Raw genomic sequence first — 25,879 nt, 5'->3', positions numbered from 1 at the left:
CATATGGCCAGATTTTAGTCGTGCGTCAGGAGTTGTAACCCATGTTAAACCGACCAACACATTGTGTATTCATTTCGCTGCTAGCTCTAGCAATTAGCAGCTGTGGTGGTGACGCCCGCGTAAAACCCAACGAGCCTGCTTCCACTGTTAAAAGCGATGCAGCGGCAGCAACAAAAACATCTACAGCCACTCAAGATCCACAAACACTTATTACACTTGCCCAGCAAAAAAAATCACCGGAACGCGAAACCTTAATTCTGCAAGCAGCAGAGATTTATCTTGCGCAAAATAAATTGGATAAAGCTCGCAATTTAATTGGCGAACTCGGCACGAACCAATCGTCTGATTCAGTATTTGTAAAATCGAGCCAATTATCTGCAGATCTAGCCTTAAAAGATGGTAATGCTGATCGTGCGCGACGCATTTTAACCAACACCCGGCTGGAACAACAATTAAAAGCGTTGGAACCAGCACAAGAAGCCGCATTACGCGAGTTGCGCGCCCAGGCGTTTGAACGCAACGGTCAGTTGCATGAAAGTATTGCGGAACGCATTAACGCCTCTGCCCTGTTAACGGATCAACAAGCTGCCAATATCAATCAGGATGTACTTTGGCAAACGCTTATGAATATTCCGCTCAACGAACTGCAAGCCAACGCGATGAAAGGCAGCGGTGGTATTACCCAAGGTTGGTACAGTTTGGCCGCACTCAGCAAAAACAACACGCAAGATATTAGCGCGCAACTTGCAAGCCTCACGCAGTGGCAAAAGCAATGGCGTACACATCCTGCGGCTAGCAATCTCCCCAAAGACTTGCGCGCGCTGCAAGGTATTAACACCTCGCAACCAAAAAAAATTGCACTCCTGCTACCCTTGCAGGGCAGATTGACCGAAGCAGGTGAAACGGTTAGCGATGGTTTTTTTGCGGCTTATTATCAACATATAGGTACTACTAATTTACCCAGCGTTCGCAAATACGATTCCAGCAAAGATTCAATAGCAGCTTATCAGCAAGCTGTTAACGACGGTGCTGATTTTATTATTGGCCCAATTGATAAAGATAACGTCAATGCCATTAGCCGCTTAACGTCGCTGCAAGTACCGCTCTTGAGCCTGAATTATCCCGATCAACAACCAGCGCAGCCTTTGGCAAATTTTTATCAATTCGGTTTAGCTGTTGAAGATGAAGCGCGTCAGGTTGCGCGTCAGGGAATTCAAGATGGTTACAAGCGCGCACTTATAGTTTCAACAGCACAGGAAATCAGTGAACGTAGCGCGCAAGCATTCGCAGCCGAATGGCAAAAGTTAGGCGGAACACTGGTAGGTAAAAGTAATTTTGCATCGCAAGATAAATTTTCCGAAAGTTTTCGCCACCTGATGTTGCTCGACGAAAGCCAAGCGCGCGCTACGCTTTTACAACAACAATTAGGTACAAAACTGGAATTCCAACCTCGTCGCCGTGCCGACGTGAATATGATTTTTATGGCAGTTACACCCGATCAAGGCCGACAAATCAAACCTACATTAGTGTTTCAATATGCCAACAGCATTCCCGTGTATGCGACCAGCAGCATTTATTCTGGCGATGCTGATGCAATTAAAAACGAAGATTTAAACGGCGTTATCTTTAATACACTGCCGTGGGTTTTTGATAGCAACAATCCCACCAAACAAACCATCGCACAAAATACTCGCGTCGCTGCAGTCTATGGCCGCTTACACGCATTAGGTGCTGATGCATTTCATCTCTACTCACGCTTGGCGCAACTGAAACAAGCTCCACAAATGCGAATTTATGGAGCCACAGGTTCACTACAACTATTGCCTGATGGCCGCATAGAGCGCGAACAAATGTGGGCGCGCTTTAATGAAGGTTTGGCCGAACCCTTAGCAACAGTAGTAGATACCAGTAATCAGGAAGCCAGCGAATAAGATGTTTTTTAGCCGAAAAACATCAACTGAAAAAAACTCCGGCGCTCAAGCTGAAGACCGCGCGCTCGCCTTTTTGCAGCAACAGGGGTTGGTAAAAATATCCCAAAATTACCGCTGCAAACTCGGCGAAATTGACCTCATAATGCAGCACAAAGATACTTTGGTATTCGTTGAAGTGCGCCTACGCACCCACCAGGCATTTGCCAATGCAGCTGAAAGCGTTACTATTCGCAAACAGCAAAAAATCATCAAAACAGCGCTGTATTATTTGCAAGAACACCAACTCACCGAATCTGCCATTTGTCGCTTTGATGTCATAGCCTTCAGCGACAATGGTGAACCTGAGTGGATTAAAGACGCCTTCTCCAGCTAACAATTTTTGCTATTTTTGAATCGAATATTATGGATCAACGAGTTATCACGCTTTTTCACGAAAGTATTGAAGCCAAAATGCAAGCTGGCGAACAGCTTGCACCACTCATTGCACATGCAAGTCATTGTATTGTTGAAGCGCTACTGAACGAGAAAAAAGTATTAACCTGCGGCAACGGTATTTCTGCTGCACATGCACATATTTTTACCGCCAACCTGATGAACAGCCTGGAGCAAGAGCGCCCGAGTTTACCGGCAATCAGCTTGGGTACAGATATCATCAGCAATGCTGACAACTCGAATACGAATGACATCTATGCAAAACAAATTCGTACCTTGGGCAACCAAGGCGATGTATTGTTGTTGGTGACCACTACAGGCACCGCCAGCAATTTGTTACAAGCTATTAGTGCCGCTCACGACAAGCATATGCAAGTCATTGCACTCACCGGTCGCGACGGTGGCGATGTAGCAGCTTTGTTAGATTCACAGGATATTGAACTTCGCGTGCCAGTTACGGCCAAACATCGTATTCATGAAGTACACTTGCTCACGCTCTTCTGCGTGTGTGATTTGATTGATCAACAACTGTTTGGTGGATTTTAACTATGAAAACCTCAACTCGTATTAGTTTATTGAGCCTCGCCCTTTGCACAAGCTTGTTGATGAGCGGCTGCGCGGAAGTGATTAACGCCACCACCAGCAAACCGATTGAGATGAAAGCCAATGAACGCACCATGGGCGCAAAACTCAACGACAACGAAATTGAAACTGCAGCCAAGGTTAATATAAAGAAGGCTGATCCCCAGCTGGAACATGCCCACGTCAACATCGACAGCTTTAACGGTATCGTTTTATTAACCGGTCAAGTACCCAGCGATGAGCTACGTAACCTGGTAGCTGACACGGTTTACAAATTAAACCCGGTTCGCGAAATCCATAACGAGCTAATCGTTAGCGAACCCACTAACTTTACCGCACGCAGTAAAGACGCCTGGATTAGCACAAAAATAAAAGCCCAACTGCTGGCCGATAGCGAAACTGAGAGTCGTCGCGTACATTTTGTTACCGAAAACCAGGCGGTATTTTTGATGGGTATAGTCACTCATGCAGAGGCAGATCGTATCGTGAATATGGTTAGCCATACTGCAGATGTACAAAAAGTTGTTAAAGTTTTTGAATATGTTGACTAACTAAAACATGAAGTTTCAAAGCGCCGAAAAATAAGTTCGCTAAACACACACAAGCATATAGGAAGCCATCATGGTCGCATTTATTGTTCTTCTGGTCATTATTGCCGTTATCGTGTTTTATGTTATTGGCATTTACAACCAACTGGTATCGCTTAAAAACCGTTACCAAAATGCATTTTCGCAAATCGAAGTACAGTTAAAACGCCGCTATGACTTAATTCCCAACCTGGTGGAAACCGCTAAAGGTTATCTGTCGCACGAGCGCGAAACCTTGGAAGCTGTAATTAGCGCACGTAATCAGGCAGTTGGTGGACTAAAAGCAGCAGCAGCTGATCCAAGCAACGCAGCAGCGATGAAAGATTTAGCAGGCGCAGAAAGTTTGCTGACAAATGCGATGAGCCGCTTGAGTGTAGTAATGGAGGCTTACCCGGATTTAAAAGCATCACAAAATATGATGCAGGTTTCAGAAGAGCTTACCAGCACAGAAAACAAAGTGTCATTTGCTCGCCAGGCTTTTAACGATGCAGTGACCTCTTACAACACTTATAAACAAAGCTTTCCTCCGGTATTTTTTGCCGCATCATTCGGCCACAGCCAGGACGCTTCTTTATTAGTCTTCGAAGATTCCAAAGAAATTCAAGCGGCTCCCAAAGTCAGCTTTTAATAAAAATCAAAAAAGAGGCTATCATTAGATGGCCTTTTTTATTTCAGCTACAGCAATTTCCCTGATTCTTATCAACAGAGCCTCTTTTAACTAATAGAGCCCCTCTTAATTGACAGAGCCCCTATGAATTTCTTTGAACAACAAGATCTCGCCTATCGTAATACCAAGCGGCTCATTGTTTTATTGTGCCTTGCGGTATTGTCATTAATTGCTGTAACCACCTTCTTCTGCGCCGCAGTCTTCTATTATATGGAGCAGAACACCCATAACTATTTAGCGAATGCAGGTTTATGGCAAGGCATTACCCATGCTATGAGCTGGCAAATGTTGGGTGGCATAAGCTTTTCTGTTTGCGCGGTTATTTTTTTAGGTAGCTTATATAAGTTATTCCAACTCTCCAGCGGAGGCCGAGTAGTGGCTGAATCACTCGGTGGGCGCCCCCTTACTGTTCATAATGCTAATGCAGATGAAAAGAAAATTTTGAATGTGGTGGAAGAAATGTCCATCGCATCCGGCACGCCTGTGCCGCCGGTTTATATTATTGAAGATGAAGCGATTAACGCATTTGCTGCTGGCCATACTCCACAAGATGCTGTTATTGGCGTAACGCGCGGTTGTATTCGAGTACTAAATCGCGATGAATTGCAGGGCGTTATCGCACATGAATTCAGCCATATCTTCCACGGTGATATGAAATTGAACATGCGCCTGGTTGCCTTACTTAACGGTATTCTACTAATAGGTTTAATCGGCGAATTCCTGTTGCGTAGCTCACGCCACGGAAGAGCATTTCGCTCCCGTAAAGATCAATCTGCCGCAGCTATGATGGGAATTGGTTTGGGCTTGATGATTATTGGCTACGCGGGAACATTTTTCGGAAAACTGATAAAAGCTGCCGTTAGCCGCCAACGCGAATTTTTAGCTGATGCTTCCGCCGTAAAATTTACGCGCAATCCCGATGGTATTGGTGGCGCATTAAAGAAGTTGGGTGGCTATGTCGGCGGCTCGCAAATGGATGTCGCTAATGCCGCTGAATTCAGTCATATGTTTTTTGGCGAGGGCGCAAATAGTTTGTTTTCTGCCTTGGCAACGCACCCACCATTACCCGAACGCATTAAAAGAATTGATCCACGCTGGAATGGTGAATTCGCCCACATTGATGTTTATCAACCGGACGAAAATAGCTATATAGAAGAAGGAAGACTTTCTGAGGCCAATGAAGATCACTCGCCCCTGGAATTTAGTTCGCCCAAAAATGCCATGGAGTTTGTGGTTACAGTCGATCAAATTTTGCAAACCATTGGTCAACCCAATGAGTCGCACCTTGCATACGCACACCAAACATTGAATGCAATTAACGATCAACTGCGCGAAGCTGCCCACAATCCATGGGATGCGCAAGCATTGATGCTGGGTTTACTGATTGATAAAAATCCCGACAAACAAAGCATTCAATGGCAAGCGCTCGGCAAACTATTTTCACAAACACAAATTCATTCAATCAAACCGCTTGCGCTTCAAGCTTCTTTATTAGAGCCGCGATTGAGATTGCCATTATTGGAACTCAGCTTACCTGCGTTAAAAAATCTCTCAACGCAACAATATGAACTCTTTCGCTCAGCTATGAGCCATGTTATCCATGCGGATGAGCATATCGATTTAATCGAATGGTCATTCTTCAAAATTATCACGCACAATTTGGAACCTAAAAAATCAGCACATCGTTTGGTGGATTTGACGCAACTGAAAAATGAAGCCTGCACACTTTTATCGGTCATCGCCAATGCGGGAGCAAATTCCGCATCAAATGCCCAAGCAGCGTTCAACAAGAGTAAATCCATAATAGGTTTTGATGATCTGCAACTCATGAATGAAAGCGACTACAACATGATGGATTTGGATTTGGCGATTAACCGTTTGAATTGCGTTAAACCACTGCAAAAACCCAAACTATTAAAAGCCATGAGCCAATGCGTGTTGGCAGATCAAGAGATCACCGTTGTAGAGGCAGAATTATTTCGCGCCATTGCCGATGCGCTGGATTGCCCGGTTCCACCACTCATTGTTGCGAGCCATTAGTTTTTTACGTCAACACTATTGAAAGCTATAACTTGGCGGCGTCTAGCGGTTATAATGCGCGCCGTTTTGTAAACTGCTACAACCATCCATCTTATCTCCGCAAATCGCCAACCACTTTTGAGGTGACTTACTGTGCAACCGGATCAAGCAACGCAATTGCGTCAATTGGAAAGCCAACTAGCCGCTGAATACCAAACTATTCTCAGCAAAAAATTGAACCTCGATTTAACCCGAGGCAAGCCATCTTCAGATCAATTGGATCTGTCTGACGCGCTCGACGGCATTCTCAAAGGCAACTACATTGCGGCTGATGGCACCGATACCCGCAACTATGGCGGCCTCGACGGTTTACCCGAAGCCAAACAATTGGGCGCAAACATCATGGGCGTAGATGCAGCTAATGTACTCGTTGGCGGCAGCAGCAGTTTGACGCTCATGTTCCAGGTTGCATCCACCGCTTACTTGTTTGGCCTGAAAGATGCGGCAAGCGCCTGGAAAAACGAAGGTGAAGTAAAGTTCTTATGCCCCGTACCTGGCTATGACCGCCACTTCACCATTTGCGAACAACTCGGCATCAAAATGGTAACCGTACCTATGACTTCAACCGGCCCGGATATGGATGCTGTTGAAGCTGCGATTAAAGCGGATAGCTCAATCAAAGGTATGTGGTGCGTACCCAAATACTCCAACCCAACAGGGGTTGTTTATAGCGATGAAACTGTTGAGCGCATTGCCAAACTGGGCAAAATCGCCAGTGCTAACTTCCGCGTATTTTGGGATAACGCCTACTCGGTACACGACTTGGTTGATAATGCTCCCCAGCTGGCAAGCATTCTGGAAGCAACTCGCCGCAACGGCACCGAAGACTCAGTGCTTCAGTTCGCCTCTACCTCCAAGATCACCCAAGCTGGTGCGGGTGTAGCCTTCGTAGCCGCTAGCGCTGCCAATTTGGCTGGTTTCAAAAAGGCCTTGGGCGCCCAAACAATCGGTCCAGACAAAGTTAACCAAATTCGCCACACACGTTTCTTGCCTGACCGTTCCGCTCTTATGGCTCACATGAAGAAACATGCTGAATTGCTTAACCCACGTTTTGAAGCTGTGTTGGAAGCCTTGGCAGGCGCCTTTGAAGGTACAGATTTAGGCGCATGGGAAAAACCAGTAGGCGGTTACTTCGTATCCTTTGATACCCGCAAAGGCTGTGCAAAAGAGACCGTACGCCTGGCAGCAGAAGCTGGCGTCAAATTGACTCCAGCGGGCGCAACCTACCCCTATGGTAAAGATCCGGAAGATCGCAATATCCGTATTGCGCCGTCAGTTCCCACAGTACCGGAAGTTGTTGAAGCCATGAAAGTGTTCGTCACCTGCGTGAAACTGGCGTCCGTAAGACAAGAAATCGCTGCTCTCGCATAAGTTTCAACTCATCCAAAATAAAAGGCCTCATGGTTTACGCCACGAGGCCTTTTGTTTTATCAGGCGGTAATTTCTGCCAATCACCCACCCATACCGCAATTTATTCGCTGCTGATAACCAAAACATCTATTTTTAAAGAAATTGCTTCGAAAACTTTCCAACGCATTTGCATTTCCGTTCTTATACTTTAAGAGCAAAGGTTGTTTGACCTTACCAACGCCACTTAAATAAATATATTCACTTTTTGGAGTGTTGACGTATGGGTGTCGCTAGAAACATAGAGAAATATTTAACGAACAATCAAATCCAATATTCATTACTCGAGCATGCGTATGCAGAGGGCTCATTTAACACTGCTCAAGTTGCCAAGATAGACAATCGCTCACTTGCTAAAGGCGTTTTACTCCGCGATGAAGATTTTCATTACACGCTTTGCGTACTTCCCTCCAGCCATAAAATCCTGCGCCATACCCTCAACCAAATATTTGACCGACACATGCATCTCGTTGAAGAAGACGAACTTGTGCAATTTTTTAAAGATTGCGAGGCAGGTGCAATACCGGTAGTTGGCAAAGCTTATGGTATTGATGTGATTTGGGATGATGAATTGATGGAAAACGATATTATCTATATGGAAGCAGGCGATCATCGACATTTAATTTGCATCAAGCAGCCAGAATTCACCAAACTTATGCAAAACACCTTACATGATCATTTCAGCGCAAGCCGCAACCGTCACTATCAACCGCCCCTACACGTTCGCAACACCTACGACTCGCTTTAACATCCTCACATCACATGGATGTGTCACACCTCCACTCCTCCATGCTCACTCTCTTTCAGTCACTCAAACAAATCCAACTGATAGAAAGGTTGATCCTCACGCAAATCAACAAAGCGAACACCAACACCCAATAAGCGGACCGGCGATTCTTTGCGAGCGTATGCATCACAACATAAACTCTGAAACTCCGACGGCGTTAAAGTGGACCCACTGCGCTCGATAGTGGTTTGGGTAAAGTCAGCGAATTTTATTTTGACGAATATCTTAACCACCACGTAATCATCATCTATTCGCCTTAAGCGACTCGCCAGCTGTTGCAAAAGTTCAGGCAAGCGATTTAAACAACTGGCCAAATCGCGCAAGTCTTGCGGAAAGGTATTTTCAACGCTTAATGATTTACGCCGACGCGAGGGACTCACCTCACGGTTATCTATCCCCCGGCACAATTCATATAGACGTACCCCAAGCTGCCCGAAACGCTGTTTTAACTCGAAAATACTAAAGCGGCGCAAATCGGCGCAGGTCTTAATATTGATCTCTGCTAACCGAGTATTAGTTGCTTTTCCAACACCAAAAATTTTACTGACAGGCAAACGCAAAACAAAACTGTCTACCGCATTAGGCGTAATTACAAATAAGCCATTTGGCTTATTCCAATCGCTAGCCACCTTAGCCAAAAATTTATTGGGCGCTACACCCGCTGAAACAGTCAGCTTTAATTCGTCATAAACACGCTGGCGAATTTGCTCGGCTATACGCGTTGCACTCCCGCCACAATATTCACTATCGCTAACATCCAAATAAGCTTCATCAAGCGATAGTGGTTCTACGAGATCAGTGTATTGATAAAAAATATGTCGCATGCTTACCGAAGCTTCCCTATAAGCCTCCATGCGATGCGGCAGGATTATTAAATCTGGACATAGCTTTTTTGCTGCAATGGATGACATAGCAGAACGAACACCAAAATGACGCGCTTCGTAATTGCATGTTGAAATTACGCCGCGCTGTTCAGAGCTCCCCCCTACGGCAATAGGGCGCGAACGCAACGAAGGGTCATCGCGCATTTCGACTGCTGCATAAAAACAATCTGCATCACAATGAATGATTTTTTTCACAAAAAATTTTCCAAAACTAAAAACAACAACATCAATACTGTATATGCATACATAATAACTATCAATATTAGTTATTGCCTGGATTGCAAAATAAAAAAATCAAACGCGATAAAACTTTAAACTCAAAAAATTAATCGGGTTCATTATGAGGTTAACGAGAGTCTGAAGAGGGTATGTAAGGCCATCTAAAAGAGTCATCAAAGTGCTTTTACAAAAAATTTAAATGACCGAAACAGATCTTTAAAAGAGTTCGCATTAAGGTTTTTAAAAACCTTAAACAGGTGTTATTGAGTTTTCAAAAGACTCATTTGAGGGAAATTAGCGGTTAAAAATTTACATTAAAAAATAAATTAACAATCATTTAGAAAGTTCGAAAAGCAAAAAAAATCGTGTTTATAAACTCTTAAGAGCTTTAATTTGGACTTTTTTGTAAAAAAAACACGTTTTTTTGCAAAAAATGCATTAAAAAACTTGAATTTTTTCAATAAAGTTTTAATTTATACATGTTGTAACTTTTTATCCATTTTTCGTCTAATCGAATTTTTACAGGAAGCACACACTATGGCTGCACGTAAACAATCTGCCGTTAATCCAGTTGCGGGTCTAGAACAACAACTCGCTGCCCTCAAAACTCAATTGGCAAAGGCTCGCGCTGCTCAAGCTGCTGATGCTCAAAAAGCTATTGCTGGTCTTGTAAAAGAAGCAACTAAAGCTGGTGCTGCTCTTAAAGCTGCACAAAGCAAATTAGCTGCTACTGCTAAAAAGAAAAACGCTAAGTTGACTGCTGCTGCTAAAGGCGATGTTGCTTCTGCCAAGAAAGCTGCAGACGCTGCTAAAGCTGCGGTTGCTACCGCTAAGAAAGAAGTAGCTGCTATTAAAGCTGCTAACAAAGTAGCTGCAGCTCACGAGAAAGCTGTTGCTAAAGCTGAAGCTGCTGTAGCTAAGCGTGCAAAAGCTGCTGCTAAGAAAGTAGCTGCTAAAAACAAAGTTGCTGCTAAGAAAGCTGCTGTAAAAGCTAAATTGGCCGCTAAGAAAGCTGCTGTAAAAGCTAAAGCTGCTGCTAAGAAGCAATCATTGAAAGCTAAAGCTGCTGCTAAGAAAGCTGCTGCCAAGAAAAAAGCTGCTGACAAAAAAGCTGCTTTACGCGCTAAAGTAGCTGCTAAGAAAGCTGCTGCAAAAGCCAAAGCTTCTGCTAAGAAAACCGCTGCTGCTGCCAAGAAAGCTGCCGCTAAAAAAGCTCCAGCTGCTAAAAAAGCAGTAGCTAAAAAAGCTCCAGCAGCCAAGAAAGCTCCTGCCGCTAAAAAAGCAGCAGCTAAAAAAGCTCCAGCTGCTAAAAAAGCAGTAGCTAAGAAAGCTCCAGCTGCCAAGAAAGCTCCTGCCACTAAAAAAGCAGTAGCTAAAAAAGCTCCAGCTGCTAAGAAAGCTGCTGCCGGTGCTGCAAAGCGCGGTCGTAAGCCAAAAGCAGCAGTAGCAGCTACTCCAGCTGCTTAATGCTCGCGAAGCATTGAGCGATCAGTGCTTCAAATAAAAAAGGGTGCCTCAGGGCACCCTTTTTTATTTGCACTCACAATAATTAGCTGCGGCAATGCATCTTACCAATCAATTATCGCCTATTAACTACCAATAATTTCTTCACTACCGATTTGTGCATATACATAGGCATACAAAAGTAAGCGTTTGTCTTCTTCTGGCTCAATGAACTCCACACCATAAGCAATTGAGTTACTCACATTTTGAGGATCTGCTTCTCCTCGTGAGCGAATAATGCCTTCCAGGGTTAAATCGCGAATTATATTTGCAACCGCAACTTTCATCGTCACCTGGATTTTATGCCCTATCTCCCCAAAGGCAGATGCAGCTTCTATACGAGCGCCGGTCACACTAACATCAACAACATTACCCGAAATTTGCTGATCGCTAATAAGCGATAAGTTAACAATTTGTACTGGCTCATCAATAGCCACTCGCGTTGCCCCGCGAATACCTTTAAAACTTACGTTGTCGGGATAACTAATATGCAGTATAGGGTAGGGATCTGCTGTTTGGATTTCAACGGTGCTGGCAAATATACCTATACCGTTATCTACCATTAACCGCGCAACCAATTTTTGACCCGTACGAAAGCGCACTAATTTGCCTGCCAACTTAGGTACAGACAAGAGAATACTGCGGCCAGGTAGGCAACCAATTAAACGGCAGGAAAATCGCTCTGGTTGCCCCGCACTATTGCTTGCTTGCAATTGCAACGGATAACCATAAATCAGTTTCATGTCTTCAAATTTCATAGGTCAATCAACCAATAGAAACAATAGATAGGACAGCGCCTCAGGGAGGCCAGCAGTATTATTAAAATTCTTAATGCATGTGAAACGCAAAAATTAAGCGAGCAAAGTTTTAGCGACGTATTTTTTATAGATTATAGGCATCTTGCTGGACGCTTGAGTCAGCACTTAAAGCCCCGAACTCTCTATTCCATTCTAATAAAAGGCTGGCAAGCGCCTGTGCTTGTTCATAAAGCGCCTTCAACTCTTCAAGTGTGTCTTTCACACCGGTGTAAAGCTTAACCTGACGATGCTTATTGGCAAGTGGATGTTGCAGATGCTGGGAGCGATAAACTTCCAGCTTCCAACGCAGGTTATGCACTGTATTGCGATAATAAGCCAGTTTAGTTTGAATTGTGATGGGACGAGATGAACTCACATCACCAAATATCGAGGCATCAGTAGCCAACACTATAGATTCTCGCGCGCTGGATTCAGCGAGAACTGTGGCTGTGCGAGGTTGCCCCATCAGCTGCGCCAAATCGCCAAACACTTCACCGGGAGTTACATAATTGATTAACTCTCCTTTTAGCGGATCATCGACATAGACAGCCAAGCGCCCTTTTAACAAGAAAAACAACCAATGATCCGAATCGCCACGCTGAAGAACAATTTCACCGGGTGAATAAGTAACAATTCGGGAAGACTGCAACAACAACTCAAACTGCCAAGCATCTTGTTGCTTGACCAGCTTAAAAAATGGAATGCCTGATAAAAGCTGCTCAACATAATCGCGAGACAGCTTAGACAGCAGTTTTATTTCCATGTCGTGCCCTAGTGTGCAAATTGGATAACGAAAGAACTCGCTTATTCTGACAAAAAAGCTAGCTGGTAAACAGCCAGATTTCAAATTAACAATTATTTTTGTTCTGTAATTTTGACCTATACTCTAAAAACAGACTTTTGTCAGCGGCCTGGTAGAGGGAAAGAGAATACACCGCCTCTCAAATTTATATATTATACTTCAAACTATCGGAGCACGCGTTTAAAACGGATTTTATCTCAACCAATCACCTACCTATAAATAGAATGAGAGTATTTACGCCATGCGCCTAAAGCATATTATCAACTGTTGCATAAGTTTTTTGCTCGCCTGTTATTGTTCTTTAAGTGTAGCCGCCGAACCCGTACTCAACGGTATGGCTACTCATATCGATTTGGGAAAAGAGCAATTTATCGGTGCACTTTACTCAAGCTCCCTTAGCGATAACCCTGACAAGCTGTTAGCTAACAACCAAGCCATGCGCATGGAATTAAAAATTGTTGCACCCGAAGGCGTGACCACACGCCGCTTCAGCCGCTGGTGGATTGAGGGTATGGCAATCAATAACGCACCTACACTGCTGACTGAACAAGCCGATAACATGGTGAAATTTGACGGATTATTCAAAGGTCGTTTTGTTCAAAACGATACCATTTCCTTCAATTACGAGCCCGGTAAAGGTGTAAATATTTCCATCAACGACGTGGCCCTGGGCAACATTGCTGGAGATAAATTTTTTGCAATGCTATTGAGAACCTGGATTGGCAAAGTACCGCTTTCTTCTGATTACAAAGATGACATTTTGAAAGCTGGCAATGTTAACGCCGCGCTTAAAGCTCGTTACGACAAAATCAAACCGTCCAAAGAGCGCACTACCGAAGTGGCGGGTTGGAGCAAGATTAAATCTGCTGCCGATTTAGCAGCTGAGAAAGAAAAAGAGAAAGAAGCAAAAGATGCAGCAGCAAAAACTGCCGGCGCACAAACATCTTCTGCTGATAGCGCAAAACAAGCTGCTGCACTAAAAGCAGAACAAGCTAAAGCGGAAGCTGCAAGAGTTGAAGCTGCTCGTTTAGCCGCGCAAAAAGCACCAGCTGCAACCGCTGCCGCAGCTAATGACGATGATGAAAAACCTGCGTTAACAGCACAAAATCTTTTGGCTCGCCAATTCTATGTTTCGGATAACTTGAAACGAATTTACGCCAGCGTTCGCTATCCGAAAAAAGCGCTTGAGCGCGGTCAAACAGGTAGTGTGCGCGTCGCCGTTACGATTAATCGTCAGGGCAATATCGTAAGCACTTCTGTAGTACAAGCCTCAGAGGTTGAAGCGCTTAATGAAGCAGCACTGGAAGCAGTTAATAAAGTTGCTCCATACCCAGCAATTCCAGATGCAATTTCTGGAGCAACTTTTGAATTTACCGCACCAATTAAATTCGTTCTACAGAAATAGATTTCAGCAAAACTGAGAACAAAAAAGCCACATATGTGGCTTTTTTGTTTCTGCAGCAGGAGTGTTGATCAAGCCACCTTTCATTCCACGTCTAAAGCAAACTTAAATCTGCCAAACGCTTACTGATAACTTTTTCTATATCTTTTTTGTCCAACGTAGAGTGAGCTGTAAGCCGATTCACGTGGATTCTGTGCAAGTGCAAGCAGGGAATAGATGCATCCAACTCCCGCAAATCACCTTTCATCAATACAGGCAAGAAAGGCCTTTCTGGAGGACATTGCTGTTGCACTACACGCAAGCCCATTTGCAGGGGAACAGTTTTTATTGTTCCCTGCTTAAAAGGGATACGCAAAAATAAGGTTTGTTTGCCTTTAAAAACCCCGGGAAGAATTTCCATTCCTGTCGCAGTTACAGCAGATTCGGGAATACCATTAAAGGTATCGTGATGTGCGTATGGATTGGGCAGAATCACTAGCTTGCGGGCTTCTTCGCGAGGAAAGAAAATATTGTAATTGGTATAAAGCTGCTCAACCGAGTTTGAAAATACGCAAAGCTTATTTTCAAACCCCATTACAAAATCAATAGCTCGCTGACGCTGGTTAAACGCATCAAGATCCCAAACCAGATCGTTATTATTATTCGCTTGAGTCACTTTTCAGCCTCAAATATTATTTTAGATATAACCAGCTTAGTGTATTTACGCGATAAAATCGATTAATGTTCGCGAGTTGCCCTGAATTCTACGTCTGGATGGCGCTCCTGTGTAAGCGATAAATTGACCCTGGATGGAGCTAAATAGGTTAAATGCCCACCGCCGTCTAACGCGAGGTTCTCGGTACACTTACGTTTGAATTCTTCCAGTTTTTTCGGATCATCGCATTCACACCAGCGCGCCGTAGTAACGTTAACCGGTTCGTATACTGCTTCTACCTTGTATTCGTCTTTCAACCGGTAGGCTACAACTTCAAATTGCAAAACACCTACAGCTCCCACAACAATATCGTTGTTATTGATGGGAAAAAACACTTGCGTTGACCCCTCTTCCGACAACTGCTGTAAACCTTTTTGCAGTTGCTTCATCTTCAAAGGATCTTTCAAACGAATACGACGAAAGAGTTCCGGTGCAAAGTGGGGAATGCCGGTGAATTTTAAATCTTCGCCTTCGGTAAAAGTATCGCCGATTTGAATTGTGCCGTGATTGTGCAGACCGATAATGTCGCCTGCGAGTGCTTCTTCCACTGCGCTGCGATCACCCGCCATAAACGTCACGGCGTCAGCAATTCTAATTTCCTTACCGATGCGCACATGTTTCATTTTCATGCCTTGCTGGTAAACACCCGAGCACACACGCATAAACGCAATTCGGTCGCGATGCTTGGGATCCATGTTTGCCTGGATCTTGAAAATAAAACCACTGAATTTTTCTTCGTTCGCTTCAACAACGCGATCTTTTGATTCGCGGCTACGCGGTGTAGGCGCCCATTCAACAAAACCGTCTAACATTTCGCGCACACCAAAATTGCCGAGAGCTGTGCCGAAAAACACCGGCGTCATACGGCCAGCCAAATATTCTTCCAAATCAAATTGATTAGTTGCGCCGCGCACAAATTCAATTTCTTCGCGAATATCAGATGCATATGAGCCCAACAATTTTGTTGCTTCATCGCTATCCAAACCTTTGATTTGAATATCGTCGGGAATTGTATGGCCTTGGCCAGATTGATAGACGTGAATAATGTCGGTGTAAAAATTATAAACACCAACAAATTCTTTTCCGCTGCCGAGAGGCCAATTGATGGGTGCTGCAGAAATTTTCAAAACGTTTTCAATTTCATCCAGCAGCTCAACAGTATCGCGACTTTCACGATCCATTTTGTTGATAAAAGTGAGAATGGGTGTATCGCGCAAGCGACAGACTTCCATCAATTTAATCGTACGATCTTCAACACCTTTTGCGCCGTCGATCATCATCAATACCGAGTCAACTGCGGTAAGAGTGCGGTAAGTATCTTCGGAGAAGTCTTCGTGACCGGGAGTATCCAGCAGGTTTACTACGCGGCCTTTGTAAGGAAATTGCATGACCGATGAGGTCACCGAAATACCACGCTCCTGTTCCATGGTCATCCAGTCGGATTTTGCATGTGGGCCGCGCTTACCCTTAACTGAGCCCGCCAATTGAATCGCATTTCCCCACAATAAAAGCTTTTCGGTCACGGTTGTTTTACCGGCGTCAGGGTGGGAAATAATGGCGAAGGTACGGCGCTTGGCGAGTTCGGTCTTGAGATTAATCATGCTGGTCTGCTTGGTCGGTCAGTAAAAGGCGGCGATTATAGCCTAGTCGCCAGTGGCGAGCTAATCAGACTTGGCGCGCTTGCATCCTATAAAAAAAGCTCCTTGAAGGAATATCCCGCAAGGAGCTTTTTTGAACTAACAGAAATCAACGCTTGGCGTCTATCGCAGCTTCAACTTCCTTTGGCGTCATGATGTGTTGTTTGGGCTCGGAATCCATATCAGTAGTCTTAAGCAGATCACTGGAATTGAGCCCTGTACCGCCATTACTTAAAGCATCAGCAACGGCCTTTTTAAGCACAATAATCGCAATGCGGCGATTGATAGGCGCGTCAGGTTTGTCGGCTATTAGCGGCGCGGCAGAGCCCATGCCTTGTACTGTCGCCACCTTGGCATCGGGGAAATTGCCTTGCACAAGCGCTCTGCGCGCAGAATTCGCACGGTCTGCCGAGAGTTCCCAGTTGGTGTAACTAGCGCCAGCGCCGTAAGAAGTGGAATCTGTGTGGCCGGTAACGCTAATTTTGTTTTGTACTTTGTCCAATAGCGGCGCCAAAGCTTTTAACACATCCTCGATATAAGGTTTCATGCGCGCACTTCCCACATCAAAACCGGGGCGCTGATCTTTATCGACAATTTGGATGCGCAAACCAAGCGCGGTCAAATCAATCAGGATTTGATCTTTCATCTGCTGGAATACAGGGTCTTGATTAATCTCTTCCTGCACCTGGGTTTGCAATTGCTCCAGCTGCTCTTTCTCTATGCGCTCCATCTCTTTTTTGAGCTTGGCCTCTGAGATTTGCTCTGCGGTTTGCGTTTGGGTATTTTCTTCAGAATTGTCTTTATCGCTCTTGTCTTCCGTTTGCGGATCATCGGAATGGCTTTCTACCTGCGGTTGCTCAGCATTGATCAAGCCGGGGTTAGCACCGCCTTCACCAATCGCATATTCGCTACCAGGATCATTGAAATAACCTGAAATCGCTTTTTGTTCTTCTTTCGATGTACTGCCTAAAAGCCACATCAACATAAAAAACGCCATCATCGCCGTCATAAAGTCAGCGAGCGCCACCTTCCAGCTACCACCGTGGTGGCCGTGGCCGTGACCCTTTTTCTTAATGATAATTATCGGCTGGGCACCCTTCTCCATTATTGGTTACCCTTATTTTTTCGCACGATATTGTTCTTCCAACTCTTTAAAGCTGGGGCGAACACTGTGATAAAGAACCTTGCGACCAAACTCCACCGCAATTTGTGGCGGCACACCATTCATAGAGGCCACCAGACAGGCTTTAATGCAAGAATAAAAATGCGCTTCGTCGCGATTCTTGTGATTCAAATAAGATGAGAAAGGAGCAATGAAACCGTAGGCAAACAAAATACCCAACAAAGTACCCACCAATGCCGCCGCTACGTGGTGACCCAACTCTTCTGGCGGGCCGCCCAAACTGCCCATGGTGATCACGATACCCAATACCGCCGCTACAATACCGAAACCCGGTAAACCATCGGCCGCACCTGAAATTGCTGAAGGGATTAACGCCTGTTCTTGATGATGGCCTTCAAGCTCCTGATCTATCAAAGCCTCAAGCTCGTGGGGAGCCATGTTGCCCGCAACCATGATGCGCAGGTAGTCGCAAATAAATTCAACAGCGTGGTGATCTTTAAGAATGGAGGGATAATTAGAAAAAATCGGGCTGCTCTCCGGCTCTTCGATATCGCCTTCAATCGCCATCAAACCCTCACGACGGGTTTTGTTAAAGATGTCGTAGAGCAGAGTCAATAAATCTAAATACAGCTGCTTTTTATACTTGGAGGGAGTCATAAGCGCACCGGCAGATTTGACCACCCCAATTGAAACAGACAAAGGGTTACCAATAATCATCGCACCCAATGACGCACCACAAATAATTAACACTTCCAATGGCTGGAACAAAGCCATGACTTGGCCGCCGCCACCAACAAACCCGCCGATGATACAGCCGAATATAACGATAATTCCCAGAATAATATTCACGCACAAACTCCCGTCTTCAATCTTCTCAGCGTGTGGTCCGCTTTGAGTATAGGTTGTATCCATTGAGGTTCAAGGCAAAAAAAGCAGCGATTAGCTTTGTCGCCAAATACAACATAAAACCCGGCAATAATTGTTTGTTTTTTCGTCAATTCGACTGTTTTTAAACTGACTGTTTTTTTCGCCAGAGACTTTGTTGGGAATAAATTTTATAGTGTCTACCAGACAAGCCGTTTGCCTGCATTTATGCAGACAACTATTAACATCCAGGTGTGACTATGAAAATAAACGAATTAGATACTCAAACCCAAACTGAATTAGAAGCTGCAGTGTTGCGCAGGCTCATCGCGCACTTGGATAAACGTAACGACGTACAAAATATTGATCTCATGAATCTTGCAGGTTTCTGCCGCAACTGTTTGAGTAAGTGGTACCTTGCAGCGGCCGAAGAAAAAAATATCGCACTCGATTACGAGAATGCACGCGAACGAATTTATGGCATGCCCTACGAGACCTGGAAAGCGCAACATCAAAAACCGGCAACGCAAGAGCAACTTGCTTCATTTAACAACAAACAAGGTTAGTTAGAGGTGATGAAATAAATTAGATAGTAACGGACGCTTCAATACTAATCACACCCGCGGCAGCCAGCGAAATCAAACTGTCGCAAACAGCGGGATTAACAACTCCTGACTCAGCAGGGTTAGCAGCCAGCACATTTACCCAACAATTGCGGCCATGATTTTTTGCGAGATAGAGCGCTCGGTCGGCTGTATCAATGACTTGTTCCCATGTCATTGCTGCAGGATTGGTGCGATAAAAAGGATAGGCCGCCATACCAATTGAACAAGTCTTGTTAATACGCTGCCCATTACCAATATCAAAACTAAAGCTTTCAACTTTTTGCCGAATGCGCTCTGCTAATTCAGTCACTTCTTCACGCGTGCAGTAGCGAATAACAATTAAAAATTCCTCTCCGCCCCAACGCACCAAATAATCTGATTCTCGCAAGGTGGTTTTCAAAATCTGGCTGAACTGTTCCAATAATTTATCGCCGGAATTATGGCCATAGGTATCATTTACTGCTTTGAAAAAATCTATATCAAGCAGCATAAATACCAAATCTTGCTCTTTAAGTGGCTGAGATGGCGGTGAGGCATTAGCAAGCGTACCCAGCCAATCCTGATAATTGCGCTCCACCAAGGCTATATCCGCCACTATAGATTCCGTCAAAAAACGTCGGTTATTTAAACCGGTTAGTGGATCCGTGAGGCTGGCTTCTTCCAATTTTTGATACGCAATTTCCAAATCATTTTGAGCTTTTTTTAAAACTGCGTTGCTGCGATTTAATTCTTCGGTGCGTTCTGCAACTTTTTTATCCATGTTGCGCATTACGTCGTGTAGCTGCAAGTGTGTTGCCACACGCACTATGAGTGTTTCCCTAACGATAGGTTTAACCATAAAATCATTAGCGCCGGCTTCAAAGCCCATCACCAGATCATTCATTTGGCTGCGCGCCGTTAACAAAATAATAGGTAACTCATGGGCCGGGTAAGTTTCGCGCAAAAGCCTGCAAGCTTCGTAACCCGAAATGCGCGGCATCATAATATCGAGTAAAACCAAATCTACAGCTTCGGTTTCAATTATTTTGAAAGCATCTTCAGCGCAACTGGCTTCAATAATATTATAACCATCAATAGCCAGATAATTCGCAAGCACCTGGCGGTTAATTAAATCGTCATCCACAATCAAGATATTATTTTTATGCGGCTGTTTGTCCTGAGCGACAACACTGGCGGCGTAGTAGGAAACATCTTTGTCCGCCGATGTTGCATGTGCATATTTGGAGTTAATTTTTTCCGGTAAGTCATAACTCATAGGCAAGGTAAAATAGAAAGTTGAGCCTATACCCAGAACGGATTCGACACGAATGCTGCCGCCATGCAGCTCCACTAACTGTTTGGTTACCGACAACCCAAGACCAGCACCGCCTTGGGCGCGTTCAATACCGCCTTCCAGTTGCGTAAAACTTTCAAAAATTTCGCCAACCCTGTCTGCAGGAATACCTGTGCCTGTATCGCCAACTTCAACTTGTAAAAAATCGTCTTTCACACTCGCAGAGACATTAATAACGCCGCGATCAGTAAATTTTGCAGCGTTGCCTATAAGGTTATGCAGTATTTGCAAAACCCGATCTTCATCGGCATAAGCAGAGGGTAAATTTTTTGGAATGTTATTAGCAAACACAACCGCCTTGTTAGCAACCAAAGGTTTTGACAGTGTCAGTACAACATCCACCAATACTTTTATATCAATTGATTTTCTATTAAGGGTTAAGCCTTTATTTTTTAATTGTGCAAAATCGAGAATATCGTTTACCAGGCTCGCAAGACGTTTTCCGCTATCAACGATTAATGACAAATGATATTTCATTTTAGGTGAGACATCGCCAGCAACACCTTCACGTAAAGATTCCGCCAAGCCAATAATTCCATTAAGCGGTGTGCGCAACTCGTGCGATGTATTTGCTAAAAACTCATCTTTTAATTTATCAATTTGCTTAAGCCGTTTAACAACAACTCGCTCTTGTTCCAATTTTTCCGCTTGAAATGACAACTTCAAACGATGCACGTGGAAGAACCAATAAGCTAGCGCCAACAGCAGCAGTGCGTAAATTGTGTAGGCCCACCAGGTGCGCCAGTAGGGAGGTAAAATATCAATTTGTAAGCTGACAGGATACAAGCTCCACACACCATCATTATTAGCCCCTTTAACTTCAAACACGTAAGTTCCCGGATTCAAATTTGTGTAGGTAGCAGAGCGTTTGGTGCCAACAAAATTCCAGTTTTCTTCAAAGCCTAATAATCGATAAGCGTATTGATTATCTTCAACATGATGGAAGCTAAGTGCTGCAAACTCCAAAGAGAGAACCGCGTCTTTGTGAGAGAGGGTAATACTTGAAGTGGCATCAATTGCCTTGGTAAGCGGCGATTTCTCGGCACCAATAGCGACAGGTTTATTACCTATCATTAAATTCGTGAGGACAACATTCGGAGCATAGGTATTACTTTTAATATCAGCCGCTTTAAATAAGGTAAAACCTTTGCTGTGCCCCATGATAATTTCGCCCTGCCGGGTCACTTGCGCAGCATTGCGATTAAATAAATTATCCGCTAACCCGTGGTGCTTATCGTAATTGCGAAAGCTGCGCTTTTGGGTGTCAAAATGCGCTATTCCTTTTTGGGTTCCCAACCACAAATTGCCATCTTCATCTTCGGTAATACCGCCCACCACGTTGTCTGCCAAACCGTCTTTAATAGTAAACGCGGTGAACTTACCCGTGGCGCGGTCCAACAGATTTATACCGCCACCCTCAGTACCTACCCATAAATTTCCACGGCGGTCTTCATAGACAACGAGTACAAAATCTGCACTTATACTTGTCGGGTCTGCGGCCTCATGTTTGTAACGAGTAAATTGCTTTTTATCACGATCAAATAAAAATAATCCGCGAATGCTACCTACCCACAAATTGTTTTTTGAGTCTTCATAAACAACTCTGGAATACAACACTTTATCGCCATCCAAAAACTCCGGTGGAGGCATAAAAAATTCAAATTCTTGTGTCTTGGGGTCGAGCTTATTTAAGCCTTCCTCAGTAGCAGACCATACATTTTTTTCATGATCTTCGATCACCGACCAGACTTCACGGCCGCGCAAGCTGTGCGGATTATTTACATCGGGCAAATAATGTTTGAATTCGCGGGTTTTGGTATTCAGCCAATTCAATCCGCCGGACCATATGCCCAACCAAATATTGTCGTCGAATGATTTTGCAATGGATAAAATTGTACTTCCGCTTAGCCCTTTGGGATTTGACGCATCGTGACTGAAACGCGTGATTTGATTGGTTGTACGATTAAGATAATTTAAACCGTAACCTGTGCCGATCCACAAATTGCCCGTGACATCTTCCGCAATAGAAGATACACCGCCGTCAGTAATGCTATTACTATTGGTTGAGCTATAACCGTAATTATTAAACGCAGATGCCTGGCGATCAACAACGTCGATACCCGAGGGAAAATATCCAAACCAAATATCGCCCGCGCGATCTTCAAATATTTCGTTGACGACATAATTACCAGGGCTGGCCACATCAAGGTCGTTGTAAAAATATCGATAAAATTTTTCGTCGCGCGCGGGGCGTAAATGTACGTGACTACCGTCTCCCACCCATAAATTATTATTGAGATCGACTAGCATCGACCAAACAGTCGCGCCTTTCTCAGTTGTATCGTGGTTGATTTTATTAAACTGATGACTATCCCTATCAAATTGATATAAACCATCGCCGTATGTTGCGGCCATCAATCGATTTTCGTTATCAACATACAACCGACGCGTGTCATTAAAGCCATGCGCATTAGGCAGATTTTGATCGCGTGTAAAACTTTCGAATTTGCGAGTATCAGGATCGTAGCGGCTTACACCATAAGCTTGATAAGCAATCCAGATATTACCGTCTTGATCATCCACCACCGACCATACCACCTGACTGGCATTCTTAGCGTTCGAATGAGTTTTATCAGCAATTTTTGTGGCTATTTTTTTGCGACGGTCGAAACTAAATAGCCCACCGCGAGTACCCAACCATATACCGCCTTTGCGATCTTCATGAACCCATGTGATGTCGTTGGTACTGGCTTCCGAAGAAACGGTAAAGTGTGTGAAGGTGCGTGAGCGAGAATCGTATAAATTTAATCCGTTGCGCGTAGCAACCCACAGCGAACCGTCGCGCGCTTGTGCAATTCGGTTGATGGAGCTATGACTTATACTTTTGGGATCTGAGTCGTCGTGGCGAAAAATAATAATGTCGTAGCCATCGTAACGCGCCAAACCATTAGCGCCGCCAAACCACATAAAGCCTTGGGTATCTTGCGCAATGCTGGTGATATAACCTATGCCAGCAATTTGCGTGGGCAGCACATGCTTGAAGAAAAGTTTGGGAGCGTTTTGATCGTTCGCAGGCGGTTGCACAGCGGAGTTAGCATGAACAGCGATGAGGGAAATTAATAGCAGAAAATGCCGCAAAAAATAACGACAAAAACACAAGCACCCATTAGGTGTTAACGCTTTAACATCCAATCAACCGCACCCCTTTTCGTGTTCCTACGGATGTTGCGTTCAGGATCCATTGGAACAGTATTTTTATGAATAGAGCTCAGTCTCCCTTCTAAACTTTTTAGTTGTAGCTTTTAAATTTATAGCTTTGAATTCAATCGATCAAATCCCTTTGAACGGCTTAAAGATTAGTTAGTAACAACTTTGTAGGCAGTTACGGAGTTTTTTGCAAAGTTGGGCACAAAAACAGTTTGGGTTTGACTATCAAAACCAATATCAGCGGTATTAATACCCTCCTTCTGGCTGTCGATTAATAAATCCATTTTACCGTTGAGATGAACGTAATAAAGTAAACCTGCCCAGCAGGAAACCAGAAAATCACCTTTGCCAATGGATTCAATACCGTCGATACCCTGCGCAAAGCCCGCGGCAATTTGTAAGCGGTTTTTGCTCTTATCGACCAAATACAAGTGCGTACCTGCACCTACCACCAGATTTGGACCAATCACTTTAAGTCCATTGGCGCTTTCTACTTTAACCAAATAGTCATCCAGCAAACCTTTTTCATAACGATGAACCTTATTGGTTCTGGTATCCGACACATAAAGCGTACCCTTTGCATCAATCGCAATATCGTTCAGGAAGACTGCTCCTGGAACAACCAAACGCTTTTCAATTTGGGCGGATTTTATGTCAATAACAACAATCTCGTTGATATCGGATACGTACAACTTACCCTCAAAAACTCCCATACCTTTGGGGGCGTTCAATCCAGTTACCCAGTTGGGTTCGTCCACTTCGCCGTCCAGGGTTAATCTGGCAATACTGCCATTGCCGTCCACTGTACTGGCGTCGCCATTAATCTGTGAAACAAATAAAAAATTCGTCTTACCGTTGCGGTAGACCAATACTGATTCGGGAATATTCAAACCTTCGGCCAACCACAATTTTTCCAGGGTGGGTTGAGCATGTGCCAGGGAAGTAACAAAGAGGGAACTCAGTAAAAAACTCAAACCAAGCGTTTTTAGACTTATCACGTTTGACACCTCATTTTTATTGGAACTGACCGACGTTAACATTCAGTGTAGCTGAGAGCAAAACGCTTTACATTACCTTGCGCAATTTAATACCCTTGCATGCCACTGGATCGACATTACAAAAAACAATGAAGCTGCTATTAATGAGAGCTACTACCTATACAAGTAATTATCTATGAAAGCCACTATCAAAGATGTCGCCAAGCTCGCCGGAGTTTCATTTAAAACTGTTTCGCGCGTCATTAATAAAGAAGGCACTGTCGGGCAAGACCTGCAAAATAAGGTCATGAAGGCCGTTAAAGAGCTTAATTACCAACCGAATCTTTCGGCCCGGTTACTGCGTGGTACAGCCTCATCTATTGGTTTTATTTATGACAACCCCAACAGCAATTATGTAATTGATATGCAACGGGGTATTTTGGGAGAGTGCCATCGCCAAGGGTATGAATTGGTGATCCACCCTTGTGATGCAAAATCCAAAACCATCATTGATGAAATCATCGGCATGGTAGACCGCAGTCGTGTAGGCGGCCTGGTACTTACGCCGCCAGTATCGGAAATGCCCGATGTTTTGAGCGCGCTCAATAAACGCAAACTCAAATATGTGCGCATTTTGTCAGGCGCAAATCCGCCCGATACCATATCGCCATGCGTCTTTATTGATGACCGTACTGCCGCCTATAAAATTACCCAATACCTGATTGATCTTGGCCATAAAGCTATCGCGTTCCTGGGCGGCGATGAGGCGCATAAATCCAGTACGGAACGTATGGAAGGCTACAAAGCTGCGCTCAAAGACAACAAAATTACGCTGGATAAGAAATTAATTATTGGCGGCGAATACTCGTTTGAATCCGGCGTAAAACGCACCCGTCAATTATTGAATGGTGCCAGCAAACCTACTGCTGTTTTCGCTTGTAACGATGAAATTGCAGCAGGTACCCTGTTTGCAGCACGCATCCAAGGCGTTGAAGTTCCACAACAGCTGTCGATTGTCGGCTTTGAGGATTCACCCTTCTCTCGCCAAGCCTGGCCAAACCTGACCACTGCGCAGCAACCTATTCGCACCATCGCCCAGCACGCGACCAGCTTGCTGATAGAAGTCATGAAAAATGGCGAAAAGAGCGTAGAGAGCGAAGGTTTTTATCCAGAACTGATCGTGCGGGACTCTACCTGCCCGGTATCCAACCGTAAGGGCTAACTCCCACCGAAATGACACTCACTATTATTTTTAGTGGGTGTACACCGCCATTATTCCAAGCTGCCTGTAAAAAATGTGGCAATTCACTTTACAAGCGAATCAAGTCAGTCCACAATGACAACGTTGTCTCAAAAAGCA

The 25,879-nt window shown here is 44.4% G+C and carries 21 protein-coding genes; 12 read left to right on the top strand and 9 right to left on the bottom strand.

Annotated elements, in window-relative coordinates; genetic code table 11:
- The first annotated feature begins 41 nt into the window (after positions 1–41).
- The 8 genes from IE104_RS01365 to IE104_RS01330 all read left to right on the top strand — a co-directional run bounded on the left by IE104_RS01365 (position 42) and on the right by IE104_RS01330 (position 8,433).
- On the top strand, positions 42–1,931 hold the full coding sequence (locus IE104_RS01365) for a penicillin-binding protein activator (protein WP_189415359.1): 1,890 nt from the start codon (positions 42–44) through the stop codon (positions 1,929–1,931).
- Between the two features lies 1 nt (position 1,932).
- Positions 1,933–2,304: a YraN family protein gene (locus tag IE104_RS01360; protein WP_189415357.1), complete on the top strand. Its 372-nt coding sequence runs from the start codon at positions 1,933–1,935 to the stop codon at positions 2,302–2,304.
- A gap of 29 nt (positions 2,305–2,333) precedes the next feature.
- Positions 2,334–2,909, top strand: coding sequence for an SIS domain-containing protein (locus tag IE104_RS01355; protein ID WP_189415355.1), 576 nt, complete (start codon positions 2,334–2,336; stop codon positions 2,907–2,909).
- Positions 2,910–2,911: 2 nt separating this feature from the next.
- On the top strand, positions 2,912–3,496 hold the full coding sequence (locus IE104_RS01350) for a BON domain-containing protein (RefSeq protein ID WP_189415353.1): 585 nt from the start codon (positions 2,912–2,914) through the stop codon (positions 3,494–3,496).
- 70 nt (positions 3,497–3,566) lie between these two features.
- Positions 3,567–4,160: a LemA family protein gene (locus IE104_RS01345; RefSeq protein ID WP_189415351.1), complete on the top strand. Its 594-nt coding sequence runs from the start codon at positions 3,567–3,569 to the stop codon at positions 4,158–4,160.
- Between the two features lie 123 nt (positions 4,161–4,283).
- Positions 4,284–6,239, top strand: a complete 1,956-nt coding sequence (locus tag IE104_RS01340; protein ID WP_189415349.1) for a M48 family metallopeptidase — start codon at positions 4,284–4,286, stop codon at positions 6,237–6,239.
- Between the two features lie 132 nt (positions 6,240–6,371).
- On the top strand, positions 6,372–7,649 hold the full coding sequence (locus tag IE104_RS01335) for an aspartate aminotransferase type Ic (RefSeq protein WP_189415347.1): 1,278 nt from the start codon (positions 6,372–6,374) through the stop codon (positions 7,647–7,649).
- Positions 7,650–7,908: 259 nt separating this feature from the next.
- Positions 7,909–8,433 carry an aminoacyl-tRNA deacylase gene (locus IE104_RS01330; RefSeq protein WP_189415345.1) on the top strand — a complete coding sequence of 175 codons (525 nt, stop codon included), beginning with the start codon at positions 7,909–7,911 and terminating at the stop codon, positions 8,431–8,433.
- A 59-nt stretch (positions 8,434–8,492) separates the two neighbouring features.
- Here IE104_RS01330 and dinB read toward each other — a convergent pair whose 3' ends face one another.
- Positions 8,493–9,551 carry a DNA polymerase IV gene (gene dinB, locus IE104_RS01325; protein WP_189415343.1) on the bottom strand — a complete coding sequence of 353 codons (1,059 nt, stop codon included), beginning with the start codon at positions 9,549–9,551 and terminating at the stop codon, positions 8,493–8,495.
- A 561-nt stretch (positions 9,552–10,112) separates the two neighbouring features.
- On the opposite strand from dinB, the gene IE104_RS01320 reads away from it, so the two are divergent.
- The gene (locus tag IE104_RS01320; RefSeq protein WP_189415341.1) at positions 10,113–11,042 is read left to right on the top strand and encodes a hypothetical protein; all 930 of its coding nucleotides are present in this window, start codon (positions 10,113–10,115) and stop codon (positions 11,040–11,042) included.
- 122 nt (positions 11,043–11,164) lie between these two features.
- Here the strand turns inward: IE104_RS01320 and IE104_RS01315 are convergent, their stop codons facing one another.
- Together IE104_RS01315 and IE104_RS01310 are read right to left on the bottom strand one after the other, a co-directional pair.
- A complete protein-coding gene (locus tag IE104_RS01315) occupies positions 11,165–11,836 on the bottom strand; it encodes a flagellar brake protein (RefSeq protein WP_189415339.1) in 672 nt (223 codons plus the stop codon).
- 124 nt (positions 11,837–11,960) lie between these two features.
- The gene (locus IE104_RS01310; protein ID WP_189415337.1) at positions 11,961–12,638 is read right to left on the bottom strand and encodes a cyclic nucleotide-binding domain-containing protein; all 678 of its coding nucleotides are present in this window, start codon (positions 12,636–12,638) and stop codon (positions 11,961–11,963) included.
- A 280-nt stretch (positions 12,639–12,918) separates the two neighbouring features.
- On the opposite strand from IE104_RS01310, the gene IE104_RS01305 reads away from it, so the two are divergent.
- A complete protein-coding gene (locus IE104_RS01305; protein ID WP_189415335.1) occupies positions 12,919–14,082 on the top strand; it encodes a TonB family protein in 1,164 nt (387 codons plus the stop codon).
- Positions 14,083–14,173: 91 nt separating this feature from the next.
- Here the strand turns inward: IE104_RS01305 and IE104_RS01300 are convergent, their stop codons facing one another.
- From IE104_RS01300 to motA, 4 genes are all read right to left on the bottom strand, one after another.
- Positions 14,174–14,734 (bottom strand): hypothetical protein, encoded by a 561-nt coding sequence (locus tag IE104_RS01300; protein ID WP_189415333.1) that lies wholly within the window; start codon positions 14,732–14,734, stop codon positions 14,174–14,176.
- Between the two features lie 62 nt (positions 14,735–14,796).
- The gene (locus IE104_RS01295) at positions 14,797–16,374 is read right to left on the bottom strand and encodes a peptide chain release factor 3 (RefSeq protein ID WP_189415331.1); all 1,578 of its coding nucleotides are present in this window, start codon (positions 16,372–16,374) and stop codon (positions 14,797–14,799) included.
- 145 nt (positions 16,375–16,519) lie between these two features.
- Complete coding sequence (gene motB, locus IE104_RS01290; RefSeq protein WP_189415329.1) at positions 16,520–17,515, bottom strand: flagellar motor protein MotB; 996 nt, start codon at positions 17,513–17,515, stop codon at positions 16,520–16,522.
- A gap of 12 nt (positions 17,516–17,527) precedes the next feature.
- A complete protein-coding gene (motA, locus tag IE104_RS01285) occupies positions 17,528–18,382 on the bottom strand; it encodes a flagellar motor stator protein MotA (RefSeq protein WP_189415327.1) in 855 nt (284 codons plus the stop codon).
- Between the two features lie 275 nt (positions 18,383–18,657).
- On the opposite strand from motA, the gene IE104_RS01280 reads away from it, so the two are divergent.
- Positions 18,658–18,963, top strand: a complete 306-nt coding sequence (locus IE104_RS01280) for a DUF1244 domain-containing protein (RefSeq protein ID WP_189415325.1) — start codon at positions 18,658–18,660, stop codon at positions 18,961–18,963.
- Between the two features lie 19 nt (positions 18,964–18,982).
- Here the strand turns inward: IE104_RS01280 and IE104_RS01275 are convergent, their stop codons facing one another.
- Together IE104_RS01275 and IE104_RS01270 are read right to left on the bottom strand one after the other, a co-directional pair.
- On the bottom strand, positions 18,983–23,419 hold the full coding sequence (locus tag IE104_RS01275) for a diguanylate cyclase domain-containing protein (protein ID WP_189415323.1): 4,437 nt from the start codon (positions 23,417–23,419) through the stop codon (positions 18,983–18,985).
- Positions 23,420–23,691: 272 nt separating this feature from the next.
- Positions 23,692–24,540 carry an NHL repeat-containing protein gene (locus tag IE104_RS01270; protein WP_189415321.1) on the bottom strand — a complete coding sequence of 283 codons (849 nt, stop codon included), beginning with the start codon at positions 24,538–24,540 and terminating at the stop codon, positions 23,692–23,694.
- Positions 24,541–24,715: 175 nt separating this feature from the next.
- Between IE104_RS01270 and IE104_RS01265 the strand changes: the two genes are divergently transcribed.
- Positions 24,716–25,741 carry a LacI family DNA-binding transcriptional regulator gene (locus tag IE104_RS01265; protein WP_189415319.1) on the top strand — a complete coding sequence of 342 codons (1,026 nt, stop codon included), beginning with the start codon at positions 24,716–24,718 and terminating at the stop codon, positions 25,739–25,741.
- Positions 25,742–25,879 lie beyond the last annotated feature (138 nt).

This window comes from Cellvibrio zantedeschiae (assembly GCF_014652535.1).
Lineage (GTDB): Bacteria > Pseudomonadota > Gammaproteobacteria > Pseudomonadales > Cellvibrionaceae > Cellvibrio > Cellvibrio zantedeschiae.
The sequence above is the reverse complement of the archived record's forward strand: the minus strand, read 5'-3'. Positions and strand labels throughout refer to the sequence as shown.